We start from the raw sequence: 16,975 nt of genomic DNA, 5'->3' as shown, positions 1-16,975 counted from the left end.
TGTTTCTATTGGGAGTTCCGTTTTCATTATATTTGTTTGACCGTTCGGGGGAAAGGAGGTTCAAAATGGAAAGCATAAAAATGTATTAGACAGCAAAGCGATGGCCGCTGTTCGTGATCGGCGGCGGTTGGTGTATGCAGCCGAATGGGGTGCGTATGGCAAAAAGAGCTTGAAGTGATGATCGACGGTGGGCTATCATGGATATTGAGGATGGATAAGGAATGGTCAAATGTCGGTGCTCGATTGTTTGAGCTATGCTATGCGCAAGGAATGTATAAGGAAGGAATTAGAAATCATTGTTTGACGGGGGATTGGAATGGCGGGGAGATTTTTTACGGAAAGGCGCGCATCAATCCAGCCCAGCCCGGCGCATTGGTGGCCGCTGAATTTCCGGAGCCGCTGCGGGCGGCGAGCCGTCAATATATCATCACCAGCCGTGCCATTTATAACCGGGCAACAGGAACGAAAATCGCCGATTTGTCATCTGAAGCGTTGCTCGCAACGGCTGGAGATGATGGAATGATCTTCACGTATCGAAAAGTGGCTACGAACCATTATTTGATTAAGCAAAAACTGTCTCAATAAAATTGCCATTGCTGGGAGCGTTGGTGCTCTCCAAAGCGCATGAAACAGTTTTCACAACGTCTAGACGGGCTCGTACCTCCGCCCGTCTAGTTTTATAAAGAAGCAAATATGTCATAATGAGGATGATGCCCAAGGGTGAATTTTCCAAGGCGTTCAATCACTGAAACACGTCTGTTCACAGATAGGAGGGTCTTTCCATGTCACAACAGCGTAAATCGATCATCCCCGACAACTTTTTATGGGGCGGGGCGGTGACGTCGTTTCAGACGGAAGGGGCGTGGAACGAAGGCGGCAAAGGGCTGTCGATCGTGGATGCGCGCCCGATTCCAAAAGGGCATTCCGACTGGAAAGTGGCGGTCGATTTTTACCATCGCTACAAAGAAGACATCGCTTTGTTCAAGGAGCTCGGCTTTACCGCCTACCGGACGAGCATCGCTTGGACGCGCATTTTTCCGGACGGGGAAGGGGAGCCGAATGAAGCGGGCTTGGCGTTTTATGACGCCGTGTTTGATGAATTGAGAGCGAACGGCATCGAGCCGGTCATTACGCTGTACCATTTCGACTTGCCGCTGGCTTTGGCGAGAAAATACAACGGCTTCGCATCAAGGAAAGTCGTCGACTTGTTTGAGCGGTACGCGCGCACCGTATTTGCGCGTTACCGCGGGAAAGTGAACTATTGGCTGACGTTCAACGAACAAAATTTAGTGCTCGAACAACCGCATTTATGGGGGGCGATCTGCCCGGAAGACGAAGACCCGGAAGCGTTTGCCTACCGCGTCTGTCATCATGTGTTCATCGCCCACGCGAAAGCCGTGAAGGCGCTGCGCGAAATCGCTCCCGAGGCGAAGATCGGCGGGATGGTGACGTATTTGACGACGTATCCGGCGACATGCCGGCCGGAAGACGCTTTGGCGAACGTGCAGGCGAAAGAGCTGTTCATTGATTTCTTCTTTGATGTGTTCGCCCGCGGCGCCTATCCGCGTTATGTGACCAACCGGCTTGAGAAAAAAGGAATCTGCCTGCCGCTCGAAGCGGGGGATGAGGAGTTGCTCCGTTCGCAGACGGTCGACTTTTTGTCGTTCAGCTACTATCAAAGCCAAATCGTCCGTCACCAAGAACAGGATGAGCGGATCATCAAAGGGCTTGAACCGAATCCCTATTTGCCAAAGACGAAATGGGGCTGGGCGATCGATCCGATCGGGTTGCGGATTGCCTTAAAAGACGTGTACGCCCGCTATCAGATGCCGATTTTCATCACCGAAAACGGGATCGGATTGGAAGAGGAGCTGAATGAGAACGGCACGGTCGAAGATGATGAGCGGATCGACTATTTGCGCCGTCATATCGAACAAATGAAGATGGCGATGGAAGAAGGCGTCGAGGTGATCGGCTATTTGATGTGGGGGGCGACGGATCTGTTAAGTTCGCAAGGGGAGATGCGCAAGCGCTACGGCGTCATTTTCGTCAACCGTGACGATGAGAACTTGCGCGATTTGAAGCGCTATAAGAAAAAAAGCTTCTACTGGTTCCAACGCGTCATTCGCACGAACGGGGAAGAGCTGTAAACAGAGGCGAGGAAGCCCCCGCCATTTTACCAGTCTTTAGGGCGGCCATGGCGAATATTCAATTTGAAATGATCAAACAGCCGGTCCCATCGGGGGACCGGCTGTTTTTACGGCTCGCGGTCAAACAGCAAGACGCGCGCCGGGGCGGCGTCGGTGCCGACGAGTTTGAGCGGAGCGGCGACCATGAAATAGCGGCCTTCGGGGACGTCTTTCAGCCGCAGCCCTTCGATGACGATGACGCCGGCCGAAAACAGCGTTTTATGAGTCGGGTGGCCTTCTTGCGCCCGTTCGATGCCAAGGGCGTCGATGCCGACGCCGCGGATCCGTTTGTCGGCTAGATACCGAGCCGCGTCTTCGGCGACGAAAATAAACTCAAAGTTAAATGCATCATCAAAGGAGTTTTTCGTTTTAAACAGAACGAAGTCGCCTTCTTGAATGTCAAGATGCGCGATGTCGTCTTTCATGATCCGGTTGTTGACATGCGTCAAATCGAACAGCTTGCACGGGCCGACGAGGTCGTTCAATGGAATCGTTTCAAACGTCGCCCCGCCTTCGACCATATGGAGGGGGGCGTCAATGTGCGTGCCGGTGTGCACGTCCATGTCAATGCGCGATTCGGTCACATAGCCGTTGGTGATCGTTGTGCGTTTCGGCTGTTTTTCCGGTTTGTTTTTATATACGGGCATGCCCTCGTAAATCGGGGCCGTGACGTCATACACCTTCATCGTTCATTCGCTCCTTTGCATGAGAGATAACGCTCGCTTGTCCAAAAGGGCGGCGGGCGCAAACGATTCGCGGTTATGGCCGCGGATGCGCGATCGGCCACCAGTGGAAGCCGTCTTGTTTGAGCAGCTCGTCCGCGGCCGCCGGGCCCATGGAGCCAGCCGCGTAGTTCGGAAAGTCGGAAGCTTTTGTGTTCGCCCACACCTCAGAAATCGGGTCGACAAATTGCCATGACGCTGCCACCTCGTCCCAATGGGTGAAGTTTGTCGCATCGCCGCGCATGCAGTCGTACAGCAGCTTTTCGTATGCTTCCGGCGTGTTGATCCCGTCGATGCAGTTGTTGCAATAGTCGAGTTGAAATGGAGCTGTTATGGTCGTCGATTCCCCGGTTTTTTTGCCGTTTAAATGAAGGGTGATCCCTTCGTCCGGCTGGATGTGGATGACGAGCAAGTTCGGGGCGATCGTCTCATTCGTCCGGTAATACAAGTTCATCGGTACATCTTTAAATTGGACGACGATTTTCGTCGATTTTTCCGCCATCCGTTTGCCGGTGCGAATGTAAAACGGCACGCCAGCCCAACGGAAGTTGTCGATCAAAAGTTTTCCAGCGACGAACGTTTCCGTGTTCGAGTCCGGATCGACGTTCGGCTCCTCGCGATACGCCGGCACGTTTTTGCCGTGGATCACCCCGCGCCCGTATTGGCCGCGCACGAAATAGCGGTCGACTTCATCGTGCGCAATCGGGCGCAAGGCGCGCAACACTTTCACTTTTTCATGGCGGATGTCATCGGTCGTTAATTTGATCGGCGGTTCCATCGCCAACAGAGCGACCATTTGCAGCATATGGTTTTGCACCATGTCGCGCAACGCCCCGGAATGGTCGTAGTAGCGGCCGCGGTCTTCGACGCCGAGCGTTTCGCTCGATGTGATTTGAATGTTGGCGATGAACCGGTTGTTCCAAAGCGGCTCGAAAATGGCGTTTGAAAAGCGGATGACCTCGATGTTTTGCACCATTTCTTTGCCGAGGTAATGGTCGATCCGGTAAATTTCCCGCTCGGAAAAGACGCGGCGAATTTCGTCATTCAGCTTCTCGGCGCTCGCCAAGTCATGCCCGAACGGCTTTTCGATGACGAGCCGCTTAAAGCCGCGCGTTTCCGTCAATCCTTCTGACTGCAAGCGGGACGTGACGGTGCCGAAAAATTCCGGCGCCATCGCCAAATAAAAGATGCGGTTGCCTTCGGTCTTGTATGTGCCGTCGAGCTGTTCGAGGAGCGACTTTAAGCGCTGGTACGACTCGGCTTCCGTCACGTCGAACGGATGATAGTAGAAATGGGAGGTGAATCGGCCGTCGGTGAGCTTCTGCTGAAACGCCGTTTCGACCGAGTCGCGCACATAGTTCCGGAACTCATCGGCCGACAGCGGACGGCGCGCGACGCCGACGACGGCGAACTGGTCGTTTAGGTGCCCTTTTTCATACAGGCGGTAAAGGGACGGAAACAGTTTCCGTTTCGCCAAATCTCCCGTCGCTCCGAAAATGACGATGATCGATTTCGGGTTCATGTTGTCCACCGTATGTACCTCGCTTTAGCCAAATTTTTCTCTTCAATGAAACCATTGTAGAGGTTTGCCGGTCGGAACGCAAACACTTTGTTGCATTCCGGCGGGAAAGCGTTTATGTTCATGAAAGAGCCGGGCGCCAACCCGGCGTTTTCGAGCGCAAAAGAAAGTTGAAAAGCGGTTTTGACATTGGTACGCTAACAACAGGCCATATTGAGCGAGAAAAAGGAGTGAAGCGCGTTGGAACTGTTGTTTTTAGGTACGGGTGCCGGCGTGCCGGCCAAAGAGCGCAACGTATCGTCCGTCGCCCTGCAGCTGCTTGGCGAACGCGGGGCGACATGGCTGTTTGACTGCGGCGAAGCGACGCAGCATCAAATTTTGCATACCGCCATTCGCCCGCGCCGCATTGAGCATATTTTCATCACCCATTTGCATGGCGATCATCTATTCGGCCTGCCTGGGCTGCTTGGCAGCCGTTCGTTTCAAAGCGGCGAAACGCCGCTTACGGTCTTCGGCCCGAAAGGCATTCGCGCGTTTGTGGAGACGGCGCTGTCCGTCAGCGGGACGCGGCTGCGGTATGAATTGAACATCGCCGAGATCGAAGAAGGAGTCATTTTTGATGATGAACGGTTTCAAGTCATCGCCAAACGGCTCGATCACGGCATGCCGTCATACGGTTTCCGCGTCGTGGAAAAAGATTTGCCCGGCCCGCTCTTGGTCGATCGATTGCAAGCACTCGGCGTCCGCCCTGGCCCGATTTATCAACAAATCAAGCAAGGGAAAACAGTCATGCTCGATGACGGCACGGTCATCGACGGGCGTGAGTTTGTCGGCCCGCCGCAAAAAGGGCGGATCGTCGCGGTGCTCGGCGACACCCGTTTTTGCGAAGCGGCGATTGAACTCGCCCGCGATGCCGATGTCGTCGTCCACGAGGCGACGTTTGCCGCGGCGGAACAGCGGCTGGCCCATGACTATTTCCATTCCACGACCACAGATGCAGCCGAGGTGGCGAGGCGGGCCGGAGCGAAGCGGCTTATTTTGACCCATATCAGCTCTCGCTATCAAGGCGAGGCGGCGCTGCAGCTCGTCGCCGAGGCGCGGAAGGTGTTTCCGAACACCGATCTTGCCGCTGATTTCGCCTCGTTTTCGATCCCGCGCGGTTAAAACCGCCAGCCGCGCTCATATTGGACGGGTGCGTCGATTTTGACGCCGAGCTCCTGCGCTGCGGCGTATGGCCAGTATGGGTTGCGCAGCAGCTCGCGCCCCAAAAAGACGAGATCGGCGCGGCCGTTATGCACAATTTCTTCCGCCTGCCAGCCGGATGTAATGAGCCCGACGGCGCCGGTCGGCACGTCCGCTTCGCGGCGGATCAGTTCGGCAAACGGCACTTGATAGCCCGGATAGACGTCAATGCGCGCCGGAACAACAGCGCCGGAACTGACGTCAACAAGGTCGACGCCTTGCTCTTTCATCCGTTTGGCGTATGGAACATAGTCTTTCGCTGTCAGTCCTTCCGGGTGATAGTCGGACGCTGAGATGCGCACAAACAGCGGCCCGTCCCATACCTCGCGGACAGCGTCAATCACGTCGCCCAAGAAACGGTAACGGTTTTCCGGAGAGCCGCCGTACTCGTCTTGGCGCCGGTTGGAGAGCGGCGATAAAAATTCGTTAATCAGGTAGCCGTGGGCGGCATGGATTTCAATCACGTCAAAGCCGGCTTCTTTTGCCCTCCGCGCCCCGTTTTGGAACGCCTGCACCGTTTCTTCGATGTCGGCTTTCGTCATTTCTTTTGGCGTCGGCGACGAATCATCAAACGGGACGGCTGACGGAGCGATGATCTCTCCCGGCACTTGCGATTTTCTCCCCGCATGGGCAAGCTGGATGCCGATGGCGGCTCCATGCTCTTTCACAAGCCCAACGAGTTCGCGAAGCCCGGCGATATGGTCATCGCTCCAAATGCCTAAGTCGCGTTCAGAAATGCGACCTTGCGGCGTCACGCCGGTCGCCTCGACGATAATCAAGCCGACTTGGCCGACGGCGCGAGCCGAGTAGTGGATTTTGTGCCACGTGCGTACGGCGCCGTCTTTCGTGTCGCACGAATACATGCACATCGGCGACATGACAATTCGGTTTTTCAGCGTCAGCCCGCGGATCGTATACGGCGAAAACAATACCGTGTTCATGACAAGCGGCTCCTTTCTAAGCCAATGAGTGGTTCATGACTGATGATAGCACGCTGCCTGTCAAAAACAAAGTGAAACGGACTGTTTTGCCTGAGCCGGACGGTGGAAAAGCTGCGGCCCTGTTAACATGGTCTGTTTTGGGTAAAGATGGGCTTATGCGGTTGTGTCATGTGCGAAATTCGAGTTTCCGTTATGCGAAACCAAAAAAATCTTCCATAACCGGATGAAAAGGTTCGTTTGTTTCCTTGTTCATTGCGCCCGGTTTTGCCGAAACTTCCCCGCCCTTCCGCCGTGCAGGGGCGGCGCGCTCCGGAGGTCCGCTCTTTACGCTTCGGCGATGGCAGCGAGAAGCGCGCTGCCGAGCTCTTCGGAGCGGGCCGTCGCCCTTCGGATGCAGGCGATGACCGCTTCTTGGAACCGGTATTGCTCAAGCACGCCAATGCCGGCTTCGGTCGTGCCGCCTGGGCTCGTGACTTCACGGCGCAGGACGGATGGGTGCTTGTCGGACGCTTTTAGCATCTCGGCTGCGCCGATGATCGTTTGCAAAATGAGCCGTTTGGCGACATCTCGCTCAAGGCCGATGTCGGCCGCCGCTTTTTCCATCGCTTCGACCAAGTAATACACATACGCCGGACCGCTCCCGGACAGGCCGGTGACCGCATGCAAGTCGCGCTCCGGCACAACAGCGACGATGCCGACCGTTTCAAACAGCTGTTTGGCGATCTCAAGATGTTCTTTCGCGGCGAAGCGGCCGCCGGCGATGGCGGTCGCTGATAAGCCGACGGCGGCGGATGTGTTTGGCATGGCGCGCACGACAGGGATGTTGCGTCCAGCGAGCCGTTCGATCGTTTCCGTTGTCACGCCGGCCAACAGCGAAAGAATAAGATGATCGGACCGGATGGATGGTGCGATGGCGTTCATGGCTTCGGCGACGTCTTTCGGCTTCATCGCCAAAATGATGATATCCGCTTGTTTGACGGCTTCTTGCGCGCAATCCGCCGTGCCAACACCGTATTGACGCGCCAGTTCCTCAAGACGGGGGCGGTTTCGTCGGTTGGCGACGACAATGTGCGCCGGATGGCAAAACGCTTTCGTCATGCCGGCGATGAGCGCTTCCGCCATCGAGCCGGCGCCGATGAGCGCGATCGTTCGTTCGTTGTTCATCATTCCACTCCTCCTTGCCTTGGTGTATCCATCCAAAAGAAAAAGGTTTCCCGTCCTGCAAAAGGACGGAAAACCTTCGTTTCCGCGGTACCACCTTTTTTGGCCCGATTTGGCCCAAGCGCCAAACAGGCCCAACTCTGCCCCGATAACGCCGGGGAGGCGTTTAGGTTGGCCTAACAGCTCCTAGGGTAGGTTCAACCGCAAAGAGGGCCGCAAAGCCTTCCAGCCGCGGGCTTCGCTCTCTGGTGCCGTTTGCGGTTTACTGGCCCTGTTCATCGCCTGTTTTGCCGTATCATAATTTATTTGTCATTATGCCGCGGGACGAGCACGGTTGTCAAGAGAGGAGAACGAATTTTTTTGCAATTTCGTCGTGCGGAAGAAAAAGGCATGACAAATGGATGAAATCGATGTAAACTGTAAAATAAAATATAATGAATAACTATTCATTTTGACTGATGAAACGGTTCGAACGGGATGGTTCATGAACTTGAGGAAAGAAGGGAACGCAATGAACGAGGAACGAGTGTATCGGATCACGGTGCCGACGCCGTTTCCGGTCGGCGATGTGCATATGTACGTGATCGCCGGCGATCGGTTGACGCTGGTCGATGCCGGAGTGAAAACAGAGGAAGCATGGCAGCTGTTTGTGAAGCAGCTTGGCGAGGTCGGTTATGCGCCAGAGGATATTGAACAAATCGTCATTACTCACCATCATCCGGATCATGTCGGCTTGCTTGATTATGTTCCGCATGCGCCGATCATCGGCCATCCGAAAGCCGATCCGTTTTTGCGCCGCGAACGTTCGTTTATGGAGCGGTACGTCCAATTTTTTCAGGAATTTTTTACGGAATGCGGCGTCGACCGCCGTTTGTTCAGTCAGCTGTCCAAAGAAGGCGGATCGCTTCGCTACGCAAGCCGGCGCGGGCTTGACATCATGGTGACGGAAGGGGACGCGGTGCCGGGGATGCCCGGGTGGCAGGTCATCGAAACGCCGGGGCATGCGCAAAGCCATATCGCCCTCTACCGCGAGGCGGACGGATTGCTGATCGGCGGTGATCATTTGCTTGTTCATATTTCCCCGAATCCAATGATGGAGCCGCCGGCGGAAGGGGAGACGGAGCGGCCGAAACCGCTGCTGCAGTATAATGAATCGCTCGAAAAAATGCTGCAATACGACATCGTTCGCTCGTTAAACGGCCATGGCGACGATGCGACCGATATTCCGGCGCTCGTTCGCGAGCGGCTCGATAAGCAGCGCCAGCGCGCCGAGCGGGTGCTCGAAATGGTGAAAGAACGCCCGCATACGGTGTTTGACGTTTGTCAAAAGCTGTTCCCAACGGCTTACGAACGCCAGCTCATGCTGACGATGTCGGAGACAATCGGCCAGCTTGATTATCTCGAGGCGAACGGGTATGTGACGAAAAAACAGGAAGCCGGCCGATACGTTTACGAAGCGGCGGGGGTGTCGGTGTGCGGCTGAAGGGGCGCCATGTCGTCATTACCGGAGCGTCGGGAGGAATTGGCGAGCAAATCGCCTATGAAGCGGCGCGCCAAGGGGCAGTGCCGGTGCTCTTGGCGCGCAGTGAAGAAAAGTTGAAAGCAATCAGCGCGCGCATTGAAGCGCAAACCGGCATTCGCGCCCCGTATGCATCGCTTGATGTCAGCGACCGCGGCATGATCGAGGCGGTCGTTTCCCAGCTCATTGCGGACCTTGGCGCGATCGATGTGTTGGTCAACAACGCCGGGTTTGGCGTCTTTCGCTATGTCGAGGACATCGACTTGGATGAAATGGAGAGGATGTTTGCGGTCAATGTCTTCGGCTTGATCGCCTGCACGAAGGCGGTGTATCCGCATATGAAAGAACGCCGAAGCGGCCACATTCTCAATATCGCCTCGCAAGCCGGCAAAATCGCGACGCCGAAGTCGAGCGTCTATTCCGCGACGAAACACGCGGTCGTTGGCTTTACCGACAGCCTCCGCCTCGAGGCGGGGCGCTTTGGCGTTTTTGTCACGGCCGTCAATCCGGGGCCGGTGGAGACGAACTTTTTTTCGGCCGCTGATGAATCGGGAGAGTATGTGCGCAACGTGTCGCGTTGGATGCTGCGCCCGGAGGCGGTGGCGAAGCGCGTTGTTGCCGCGATGATGACGCCAACGCGCGAAGTGAACATGCCGCGCTGGATGGATCTTGGCAGCCGGCTGTATCGCCTTGCGCCGGGTTTGGTGGAAAAGGTGGCGAAACGGGCGTTTTTCCAAAAGTAAGTCAAAGAAGCTGGTCGAAAACGGTCATGTTGTTTGATCGTTTTGCGTCTATGGAATACGAGAGGGTGTCCCGAGCCTGTGGGACACCCTTTTACAATCGCAGCGCCGCTTTTCTTTCTCATTAGGGGCATTTGACACAAGTCGGGTCAAGAACCGGCGATGAACCGGTAGACGGCGTCATGGACAAGTTCATAGATGTCCGCGTTTGGCTGCCTCTCTTTGGCGGCGGCAATGCGGGCGCAAAGCTCGCGCCAGTCGTCTTCGTCAAGCGGCATCATGTCATCATCGCAGCCGTAATGCCGCAGACAGTTGCGCGCTTGTTTTTGCAGCCAACGTTCATTCATCGATTTCACCGTCCGTTATGAAACTTGTGCAAAGACGTCCTTGCCTGTTGGCTGGGAAGAAACGGCCGTTCGTTACGATTCGCTCGATTCCGGCGACGGGGCGCGGACGACCGATTGGAATCGGCCTTTATGTGAACCGTCACAAAACGGTTTATTGTTCGACAGCCCGCACCGACAGAGCGAAAACGTTTGTTTCGTCACAAACGGCTTTCCTTCTCCATCGAGCAGTTCCACATCGCCGGTGACGCGCAGCGAACCGTTGTCATTCACTTTGATTTGCACGTTTGCCATCGCTTGTTCCTCCTTTGCTTTGACAGTTTCGCGTGTTGGCAGGTAAAATGAAAAGGAAAATCAATAAGGAAAAAGGAGTCAGGCATGAGTGTATCGATCACGTTTACGGATGCAGCCAAACGGGCGCTTGCCTCTATTGTAGCGCAATCCGAACGGCAGTTAAAGCTGGCGTTTGACACGGACGGCTGCGGCTGTTTGGTCGACGGCGTGCCGGCGCTATGGCTTGTCGACAAGGCCGATGACGATGATTGGGCCGTCGAAACGAATTTCGTGCCGGTGCTCGTGGAACGGTCGCGGCTCATCTTTTTTGATGAAGCGATGACGATTGACGTCAAGCCGGGAACGACCGTTTTTCAGCTCAAAAGCCCAGGGCAAACGTTGAATGGTCATATGCCGCTTGTTGAGGTGAAATCCGGCGATGAACGGTAAGTTAGAGCAGCTCGCAAAGACGGCGAAGCAAAAAACATGGGTGTCGTTCACCCATGAAAACGATCCGTACAGCTTGCTTCATTGGTCGGTCGCCGGCCCGTATCATGAGGCGAAAGACGTCTGGCTGCTGCAAAACGAAATGACGTTTGAAACGAAAGAGTTTCCGACGCTTGAGTCGGCCATTGCTTGGCTTGGCGAGCATATGCCGCACATCACCGAAGTGTTGTAAAGGGGATGCCCTGAAAGCCGGTTTGGGCTGCAGGGCGCCCCTTTCTATAAAAATCCGCATATGCCATTTCTATGTCATTGAGGACTGTTTTGCCGCTTGGTCGGGTGGGTTGCTTTTTCCAGCTCTTCTTTTGCGATCACCGGCTTGACCGTATCAGCGGACGGTTTTCCTTTTTGGGCGCGGTTTTTCGCCATCCATCATCTCTCCTTTTCTTTGTCGTGTAGTTGTATCGTTTGACAAATGAACGATTGTTATGCAAGGGGGCGGACATGATGAAGAAGATCGGGCGAAAAAAAGAGCAAGGGACGGAGGCTTTGACGATCGCCGACCGGCTTGGCGCCGCGGTGGAAGCGAAGCTGCTTGAGAAAAAGCGGGTGCTTGCCGAGGAAGAACAGCGGCGTCGGGCGGCAGAGGAAGCGCGGCGCCGCGAGGAAGCGCGCCGCCGCGAGGAACAGAAATCGTTTGCCGAGCTGCTTGAGGAAAGCGAGCTAGACTGGCGGAAATTTAAGTAGCGGAGGGGATGGACGATGAAATCGAATGCGGCAGCGGCGCGCCCCTCTTCTTTTCCATTCTGGACGGCCGGAGCGGTCGTCGCGTTGGCCGTCAATTTGCGCGCGCCGCTTACGACGGTCGGCCCGCTCGTGCCTGATTTGCAGCGGGGGCTTGGCCTTTCCTACGCGGCCGCCGGGGCGTTGACGACAATTCCGCTTATGGCGTTCGCCTTGCTGGCGCCGGCGGCAGCGGCTCTCGCCCGCCGGTTCGGGATGAAGCGGACGCTCTTTTTTTCGTTGATCGTTTTGCTCGTTGGCGAGCTTCTCCGGCCGCTCTCCGGCGTTGGCTGGCTGTTTGCCGGCACGGTGCTGATCGGTGCAGCCATTGCGGTGGACAACGTCTTGCTGCCGGCGCTGGTGAAAGAGTCGTTTCCCGAACGGGTTGGTTTCATGATGGGCATTTATACAGTGACGATGAACATGAGCGCGGCGTTCGCTTCCGGGATCGCCGTTCCGCTTGCGGATGACTGGGGGCTTGGCTGGCAAGGGGCGCTTCGCTTTTGGGCATTGTTGGCGGCTTTGGCGCTTTTCGTTTGGCTGCCGCAAGCGCGCCGCCAGGAGCCGGACGGCGCGCCGTCCGGAAGCCGCCGCTCAACGCTTTGGCGGTCATGGCTCGCCTGGCAAGTGACGTTGTTTATGGGATTGCAATCGTTTTTCTTTTACTGCGTCGTCACTTGGCTTCCGGAGCTTGGACAAAGCAAGGGGTTGGCCGCCGGGGCGGCCGGATGGCTGCTCTTTTTCTTTCAGTTTGCCCAGCTGCCGATGATGTTCGTCTCTCCGATGCTCGCGGAGCGGATGGACAATCAAAAGGTGCTGATTGGTTCAGCTGTGCTTTGCATGGGAGCTGGGACGCTTGTCTTTTTCGGCGGGCAAGGGTGGTGGCTGTGGGCGGGGGCGCTTGTTGCCGGCATCGGCGCTGGCATGGCGTTTTCGCTGGCGATGATGCTGTTTACGCTGCGGACGCGCCATCCGCTCGCCGCCGCCCAATTGTCCGCCATGGCGCAATCGGTCGGCTACTTGCTGGCGGCTTCCGGTCCGCCGTTGTTCGGGGTGCTGTATGATGCGTCCGGCCGCTTCAATGCGCCGCTTGGTCTGCTTGTTGCCGTCTGCATCGCCATGATGGCCGTTGGCTTAGGGGCGGCGAGGGACCGATACGTAGATGAAAAGAAATAAAGCGGCCCGCTCGTCGCAAATGAGCGGCCGCACGTACCGAACGAGAGCCCGTATGCGGCCGTCAACGGCCGCCGGGCTCTCGATTTGTTTGCATTTTTTGGCTCGATCTATTTTTCAGCAAGGCATGTCGCTTTCTTTCCGCTCCTTTGGTTTTTATCGATGCACGTCGTACACCGAGCGTTTCGTCGCTTGTTTCAGCCATTCGTATTCAGTGCGGTCAAGCGGCGGGGCTGACGCAGCGGCGACGTTTTCCTCAAGCTGTTCAAGGCGGCTGGCGCCCGGGATGACGGCGGCAACGACCGGGTCATACAAGCAAAATTGCAGCGCGGTCGCGGTCAAGGACCGGCGTCCGGCCGTTTTTTCCTTCAGCTTCGGGATGAGCGCCTGCAGTTCTTCATACGAATAATCGAGGTAGCCGTGTTGTTTCACCGCGCTGCCCGCCTGCTCAAGCGGGCGGCTCGTGAGCAAGCCTCTAGCGACCGGACCGCGGGCGATCACGCTGATGTTGTGTTCGCGAAGAAGCGGGAACCATTCTTCCGGCCGACGGTCAAGCAAGCTGTATTGCATCATGACGCTGACGATGTTCGAGCGCTTCACATATTCGCGAATGACGTTTGGGCGGATCGAGGAGATGCCGTACCAACGGATGACGCCTTCTTGCTTCAGCTCTTCGAACGCTTCAATCGTCTCATCGATCGGGTCGTCGATCGTGCCGCCGTGGAGCTGGTATAAGTCAATGTAGTCCGTTTGCAGGCGGCGCAGGCTCTCTTTGACCGCTTGTTTGATATAGGCTTTTGACGGATCCCAGTCCCAGCCGCTTCCGTCTCGGCGCCAACGGTTGCCGACTTTTGTCGCGATGATGACTTGGTCGCGTTTTCCTTTCACCGCTTTGCCGACAAATTCCTCGTTTAAGCCGCGGTCGTATAAATCGGCTGTATCCAAGTAGTTGATGCCGCGCTCCAATGCTTCATGGATGAGATAGATGGCATGGTTTTCATCAGTGCCGAGCGACATGCAGCCGAGTCCAATTTCGCTGACGTATAAGTCTGATGTGCCGATGCGGCGTTTGTTCATGTTTTGCGCCCCCTTTCGCGATCGATAATGATATGTTCATTGTACAACGGAAGCGAAAAAATGGCCAAACATGTAGTACAATGGAAAAGAATCGATCCAATTTGATAGGGGAGAATGAACATGGAGCTGTATGAAAAAACAATCCGCAGAGAGAAGCTGTTCAGCGGCCGCATCATTGACTTGTATATCGAGGAAGTCGAGTTGCCAAATGGGAAAACGAGCCGGCGCGAGGTGATCAAACATCCGGGGGCGGTGGCGGTGCTGCCGCTGTTGCCGGACGGGAAAATCGTTCTTGTCCGCCAGTACCGAAAAGCGTTGGAGCGCGCATTAGTCGAGATTCCGGCGGGCAAGCTAGAACATGGGGAAGAGCCGCTCGCTTCCGCACATCGCGAGCTCGAAGAAGAAACCGGCTACCGCGCCCAATCGATGCGCCATCTCATGTCCTTTTATACATCCCCAGGGTTTGCCGATGAACTCATCCATTTGTATGTCGCCGAGGGGCTGGAAAAAGCGGAGGACGGCGCCGGTTTGGATGAAGATGAGTTTGTCGAGCTGTTGGAAGTGACATTGGAGGAGGCGCTTGAGATGCTTCAACAACGTGACATTTACGACGCGAAAACGGCATACGCCTTGCAATATTTGCAGCTGCGCCGCGCGCTAGGGGAGCAAAATGCCGAATAAAAAAAAACGAGCGCGGCCTCGGCCGTTATTACGCTGATTTACATATTCACATCGGCCGCACCGCCTCGGGCCGCCCGGTGAAAATTACGGGGGCGCGCACGTTGACGCTTGAGAACATCTTGCATGAGGCGGCTGAGGTGAAAGGGATCGACCTCGTCGGTGTCATTGACAGCCATGTGCCCGAAGTGCTGGACGAGCTCGAGCGGGCAGTGGAGAAGCACGGTTGGCGCGAACATGAGGGGGGCGGCGTCAGCGCCGGGAAAGTGACGCTTTTGTTAGGCAGTGAAATCGAAGTATATGACGACCATTGCCATGGACCGATCCACGTGCTCGTTTTTTTGCCGACTGTGCAGACGATGCGCACGTTTTCCGGCTGGCTTGGCAAACGGGTAAAGAACGTGTCGCTCAGTTCGCAGCGCATTTACGTGTCCGGCCGTGAACTGCAAGCTGCCGCGAAAGAGCAGGGCGGCTGGTTCATTCCCGCGCACGCGTTCACCCCGTTTAAAAGCTTGTACGGAAAAGGGGTCAAGCACAGCCTGACAGAAGTGTTTGACCCGGATTGGATTGATGCCATTGAACTTGGGTTAAGCGCCGACACGGCGATGGCGGACCAGATCGCCGAATTGCATCGCTACCCGTACTTGACGAATTCCGATGCCCATTCGCTGCGGAAAATCGCCCGTGAATATGAAGAAGTGCGGCTCGCCGCCCCGACGTTTGCCGAATTTGAAAAAGCGCTGCGCGGTGAAGACGGGCGCGCGATTGTCGCCAACTACGGTTTAAATCCCAAACTCGGAAAATATCACCAGACAGTGTGCGAGCGCTGCCTTGCGCCGGCTGCACCGGACGTCGACAGCTGTGCGGCATGCGGCCATCATCGCTTCGTGAAAGGCGTGTTTGACCGGCTTGCGGAGCTGAAAACGGCGGAACGCGGGCCGAAACGGCCGCCGTACATTTATCAAGTGCCGCTTGAATTCATCCCCGGCCTTGGTCCAAAAGCGTATGAAAAGCTGCTCGCCCGTTTTGGCACGGAAATGAGCGTTCTTCATGAGGCGGCGGAGGAAGAGATCGCGGAGACAGTGGGAGAAAAGTTGGCCCAACTGATCGTCCTTGCCCGCAGCGGTGCGCTCCATATCGAGGCCGGGGGCGGTGGGAGATACGGGAAAGTGCGGGAGGGGTAACCACTCGGGCAGCGCTCCTGCCGTTCATCATCATGCCGTGCGTGCTGCTTGGCCCAGCCCAGCCATGCGCCAATGGACCGAGGCGGCGTGCCGCCCGTGAAGTTGGTCACACGTCGGTGTTGAGCTGCTTTTTCATTCCATCACCAGCCTTTTAGAAAAACAGTCATACCGAAAGCGGATGGACATACAATCTACTAAGAGACAAAGTAGGAGGACGAAGCACAATGAGAACCCATCCGCTGAAATCGGCTATCGCTGTCCATTGGCGTGAACATGCTTCGCTGTATGTGTTTGTCATCGTCCTGTTTCTCATGGGCGTCATTTTCGGCGCCATTGTCGTCAACAGCCTCGGTTTCAGTCAAAAGCAAGACTTGTACTATTACTTGACGCAATTTTTTGGACAAGTGTCAAAAGACAATATCGCAAGCGCCCATGATATGTTCCGGCAAAGCTATATGCACAACGTCAAATATACCGCGCTGATGTGGGTGCTTGGCATTTCTGTCATTGGCTTGCCGATCATTCTTGTTTTGCTGTTTTTCAAAGGCGTCGTCGTCGGCTTTACGGTTGGCTTTTTAGTCAACCAAATGGGTTGGCGCGGGTTTCTTTTGTCGTTTGTGTCCATCATGCCGCAAAATTTGGTGGCCATTCCACTCATGATCGTCATGGGCGTCATTTCGATTTCGTTTTCCTTGCACATGGTGCGCAACCAGTTTATGAAGCGGCCGCATGGATCGATGTTTCCGATGGTGATGCGCTACGCAGCGGCGATGGCGGCTGTCGCCCTTGGGCTGCTTCTTTCCTCAGCGGTCGAGGCATATCTTTCGCCGGCATTGATGAAACAGGCGGTTCAATGGACAATGAGTTTAATCATAATGAATATTATATAATAACCATTATCATTTCTTCATAATAGTGATTTTACTTTGATACTTCCCTCGTGCATTTGTTATAATGATGGGTGAATGGCGAGGGAGGAATGAAAA

Annotated in this window: 19 protein-coding genes; 12 read left to right on the top strand and 7 right to left on the bottom strand. The window is 55.6% G+C overall.

All coding sequences use genetic code 11. From position 1 onward, the window contains the following. Positions 1-144 precede the first annotated feature (144 nt). Positions 145-585 (top strand): hypothetical protein, encoded by a 441-nt coding sequence (locus I656_RS19210; RefSeq protein WP_020755285.1) that lies wholly within the window; start codon positions 145-147, stop codon positions 583-585. 197 nt (positions 586-782) lie between these two features. Continuing rightward, positions 783-2,150, top strand: coding sequence for a glycoside hydrolase family 1 protein (locus I656_RS07125; RefSeq protein ID WP_020755284.1), 1,368 nt, complete (start codon positions 783-785; stop codon positions 2,148-2,150). Between the two features lie 107 nt (positions 2,151-2,257). Here I656_RS07125 and I656_RS07130 read toward each other — a convergent pair whose 3' ends face one another. Together I656_RS07130 and zwf are read right to left on the bottom strand one after the other, a co-directional pair. Then, positions 2,258-2,875, bottom strand: a complete 618-nt coding sequence (locus I656_RS07130; protein ID WP_020755283.1) for a cyclase family protein — start codon at positions 2,873-2,875, stop codon at positions 2,258-2,260. Between the two features lie 73 nt (positions 2,876-2,948). Beyond that, positions 2,949-4,442, bottom strand: a complete 1,494-nt coding sequence (gene zwf / locus I656_RS07135) for a glucose-6-phosphate dehydrogenase (RefSeq protein WP_020755282.1) — start codon at positions 4,440-4,442, stop codon at positions 2,949-2,951. Between the two features lie 228 nt (positions 4,443-4,670). Here zwf and rnz point away from each other — a divergent pair, with 228 nt between their 5' ends. Next, the gene (gene rnz / locus I656_RS07140; protein WP_020755281.1) at positions 4,671-5,594 is read left to right on the top strand and encodes a ribonuclease Z; all 924 of its coding nucleotides are present in this window, start codon (positions 4,671-4,673) and stop codon (positions 5,592-5,594) included. Here rnz and namA read toward each other — a convergent pair. Further along, positions 5,591-6,613 carry an NADPH dehydrogenase NamA gene (gene namA, locus I656_RS07145; RefSeq protein ID WP_020755280.1) on the bottom strand — a complete coding sequence of 341 codons (1,023 nt, stop codon included), beginning with the start codon at positions 6,611-6,613 and terminating at the stop codon, positions 5,591-5,593. The genes rnz and namA overlap by 4 nt on opposite strands. A gap of 324 nt (positions 6,614-6,937) precedes the next feature. Next, the gene (proI, locus tag I656_RS07150) at positions 6,938-7,777 is read right to left on the bottom strand and encodes a pyrroline-5-carboxylate reductase ProI (RefSeq protein WP_033005768.1); all 840 of its coding nucleotides are present in this window, start codon (positions 7,775-7,777) and stop codon (positions 6,938-6,940) included. Positions 7,778-8,285: 508 nt separating this feature from the next. Here proI and I656_RS07155 point away from each other — a divergent pair. Then, a complete protein-coding gene (locus tag I656_RS07155; protein WP_033005767.1) occupies positions 8,286-9,257 on the top strand; it encodes an MBL fold metallo-hydrolase in 972 nt (323 codons plus the stop codon). After that, positions 9,248-10,036, top strand: coding sequence for an SDR family oxidoreductase (locus tag I656_RS07160; protein WP_020755276.1), 789 nt, complete (start codon positions 9,248-9,250; stop codon positions 10,034-10,036). The genes I656_RS07155 and I656_RS07160 overlap by 10 nt, the downstream gene beginning before the upstream one ends. A 146-nt stretch (positions 10,037-10,182) precedes the next feature. On the opposite strand, the gene I656_RS07165 is transcribed toward I656_RS07160, so the two are convergent. Together I656_RS07165 and I656_RS07170 are read right to left on the bottom strand one after the other, a co-directional pair. Continuing rightward, complete coding sequence (locus I656_RS07165) at positions 10,183-10,380, bottom strand: YqzH family protein (protein WP_033005755.1); 198 nt, start codon at positions 10,378-10,380, stop codon at positions 10,183-10,185. Between the two features lie 72 nt (positions 10,381-10,452). Further along, entirely contained in the window at positions 10,453-10,671 is a 219-nt protein-coding gene (locus I656_RS07170) for a CDGSH iron-sulfur domain-containing protein (protein WP_012820666.1), read from the bottom strand. Between the two features lie 84 nt (positions 10,672-10,755). Here I656_RS07170 and I656_RS07175 point away from each other — a divergent pair, with 84 nt between their 5' ends. From I656_RS07175 to I656_RS07190, 4 genes are all read left to right on the top strand, one after another. Beyond that, the gene (locus I656_RS07175) at positions 10,756-11,100 is read left to right on the top strand and encodes an iron-sulfur cluster biosynthesis family protein (protein WP_015375327.1); all 345 of its coding nucleotides are present in this window, start codon (positions 10,756-10,758) and stop codon (positions 11,098-11,100) included. Further along, complete coding sequence (locus I656_RS07180) at positions 11,090-11,329, top strand: YqkC family protein (RefSeq protein WP_015375326.1); 240 nt, start codon at positions 11,090-11,092, stop codon at positions 11,327-11,329. The genes I656_RS07175 and I656_RS07180 overlap by 11 nt, the downstream gene beginning before the upstream one ends. A 269-nt stretch (positions 11,330-11,598) precedes the next feature. Then, on the top strand, positions 11,599-11,841 hold the full coding sequence (locus I656_RS07185) for a YqkE family protein (RefSeq protein ID WP_015375324.1): 243 nt from the start codon (positions 11,599-11,601) through the stop codon (positions 11,839-11,841). A gap of 15 nt (positions 11,842-11,856) precedes the next feature. After that, the gene (locus I656_RS07190; RefSeq protein WP_020755272.1) at positions 11,857-13,053 is read left to right on the top strand and encodes an MFS transporter; all 1,197 of its coding nucleotides are present in this window, start codon (positions 11,857-11,859) and stop codon (positions 13,051-13,053) included. A 153-nt stretch (positions 13,054-13,206) separates the two neighbouring features. On the opposite strand, the gene I656_RS07195 is transcribed toward I656_RS07190, so the two are convergent. Further along, the gene (locus I656_RS07195) at positions 13,207-14,127 is read right to left on the bottom strand and encodes an aldo/keto reductase (RefSeq protein ID WP_020755271.1); all 921 of its coding nucleotides are present in this window, start codon (positions 14,125-14,127) and stop codon (positions 13,207-13,209) included. Positions 14,128-14,247: 120 nt separating this feature from the next. On the opposite strand from I656_RS07195, the gene I656_RS07200 reads away from it, so the two are divergent. From I656_RS07200 to spoIIM, 3 genes are all read left to right on the top strand, one after another. Further along, the gene (locus I656_RS07200) at positions 14,248-14,808 is read left to right on the top strand and encodes an NUDIX domain-containing protein (protein ID WP_020755269.1); all 561 of its coding nucleotides are present in this window, start codon (positions 14,248-14,250) and stop codon (positions 14,806-14,808) included. Beyond that, positions 14,805-15,989, top strand: coding sequence for a TIGR00375 family protein (locus I656_RS07205; protein ID WP_033005754.1), 1,185 nt, complete (start codon positions 14,805-14,807; stop codon positions 15,987-15,989). Before I656_RS07200 ends, I656_RS07205 begins: the two co-directional genes overlap by 4 nt. Positions 15,990-16,213: 224 nt before the next feature. Next, the gene (spoIIM, locus tag I656_RS07210; RefSeq protein WP_013144830.1) at positions 16,214-16,879 is read left to right on the top strand and encodes a stage II sporulation protein M; all 666 of its coding nucleotides are present in this window, start codon (positions 16,214-16,216) and stop codon (positions 16,877-16,879) included. The last annotated feature ends 96 nt before the right edge of the window (positions 16,880-16,975 follow it).

The sequence above is a fragment of the Geobacillus sp. WSUCF1 genome, assembly GCF_000422025.1.
Lineage (GTDB): Bacteria > Bacillota > Bacilli > Bacillales > Anoxybacillaceae > Geobacillus > Geobacillus zalihae.
The sequence above is the reverse complement of the archived record's forward strand: the minus strand, read 5'-3'. Positions and strand labels throughout refer to the sequence as shown.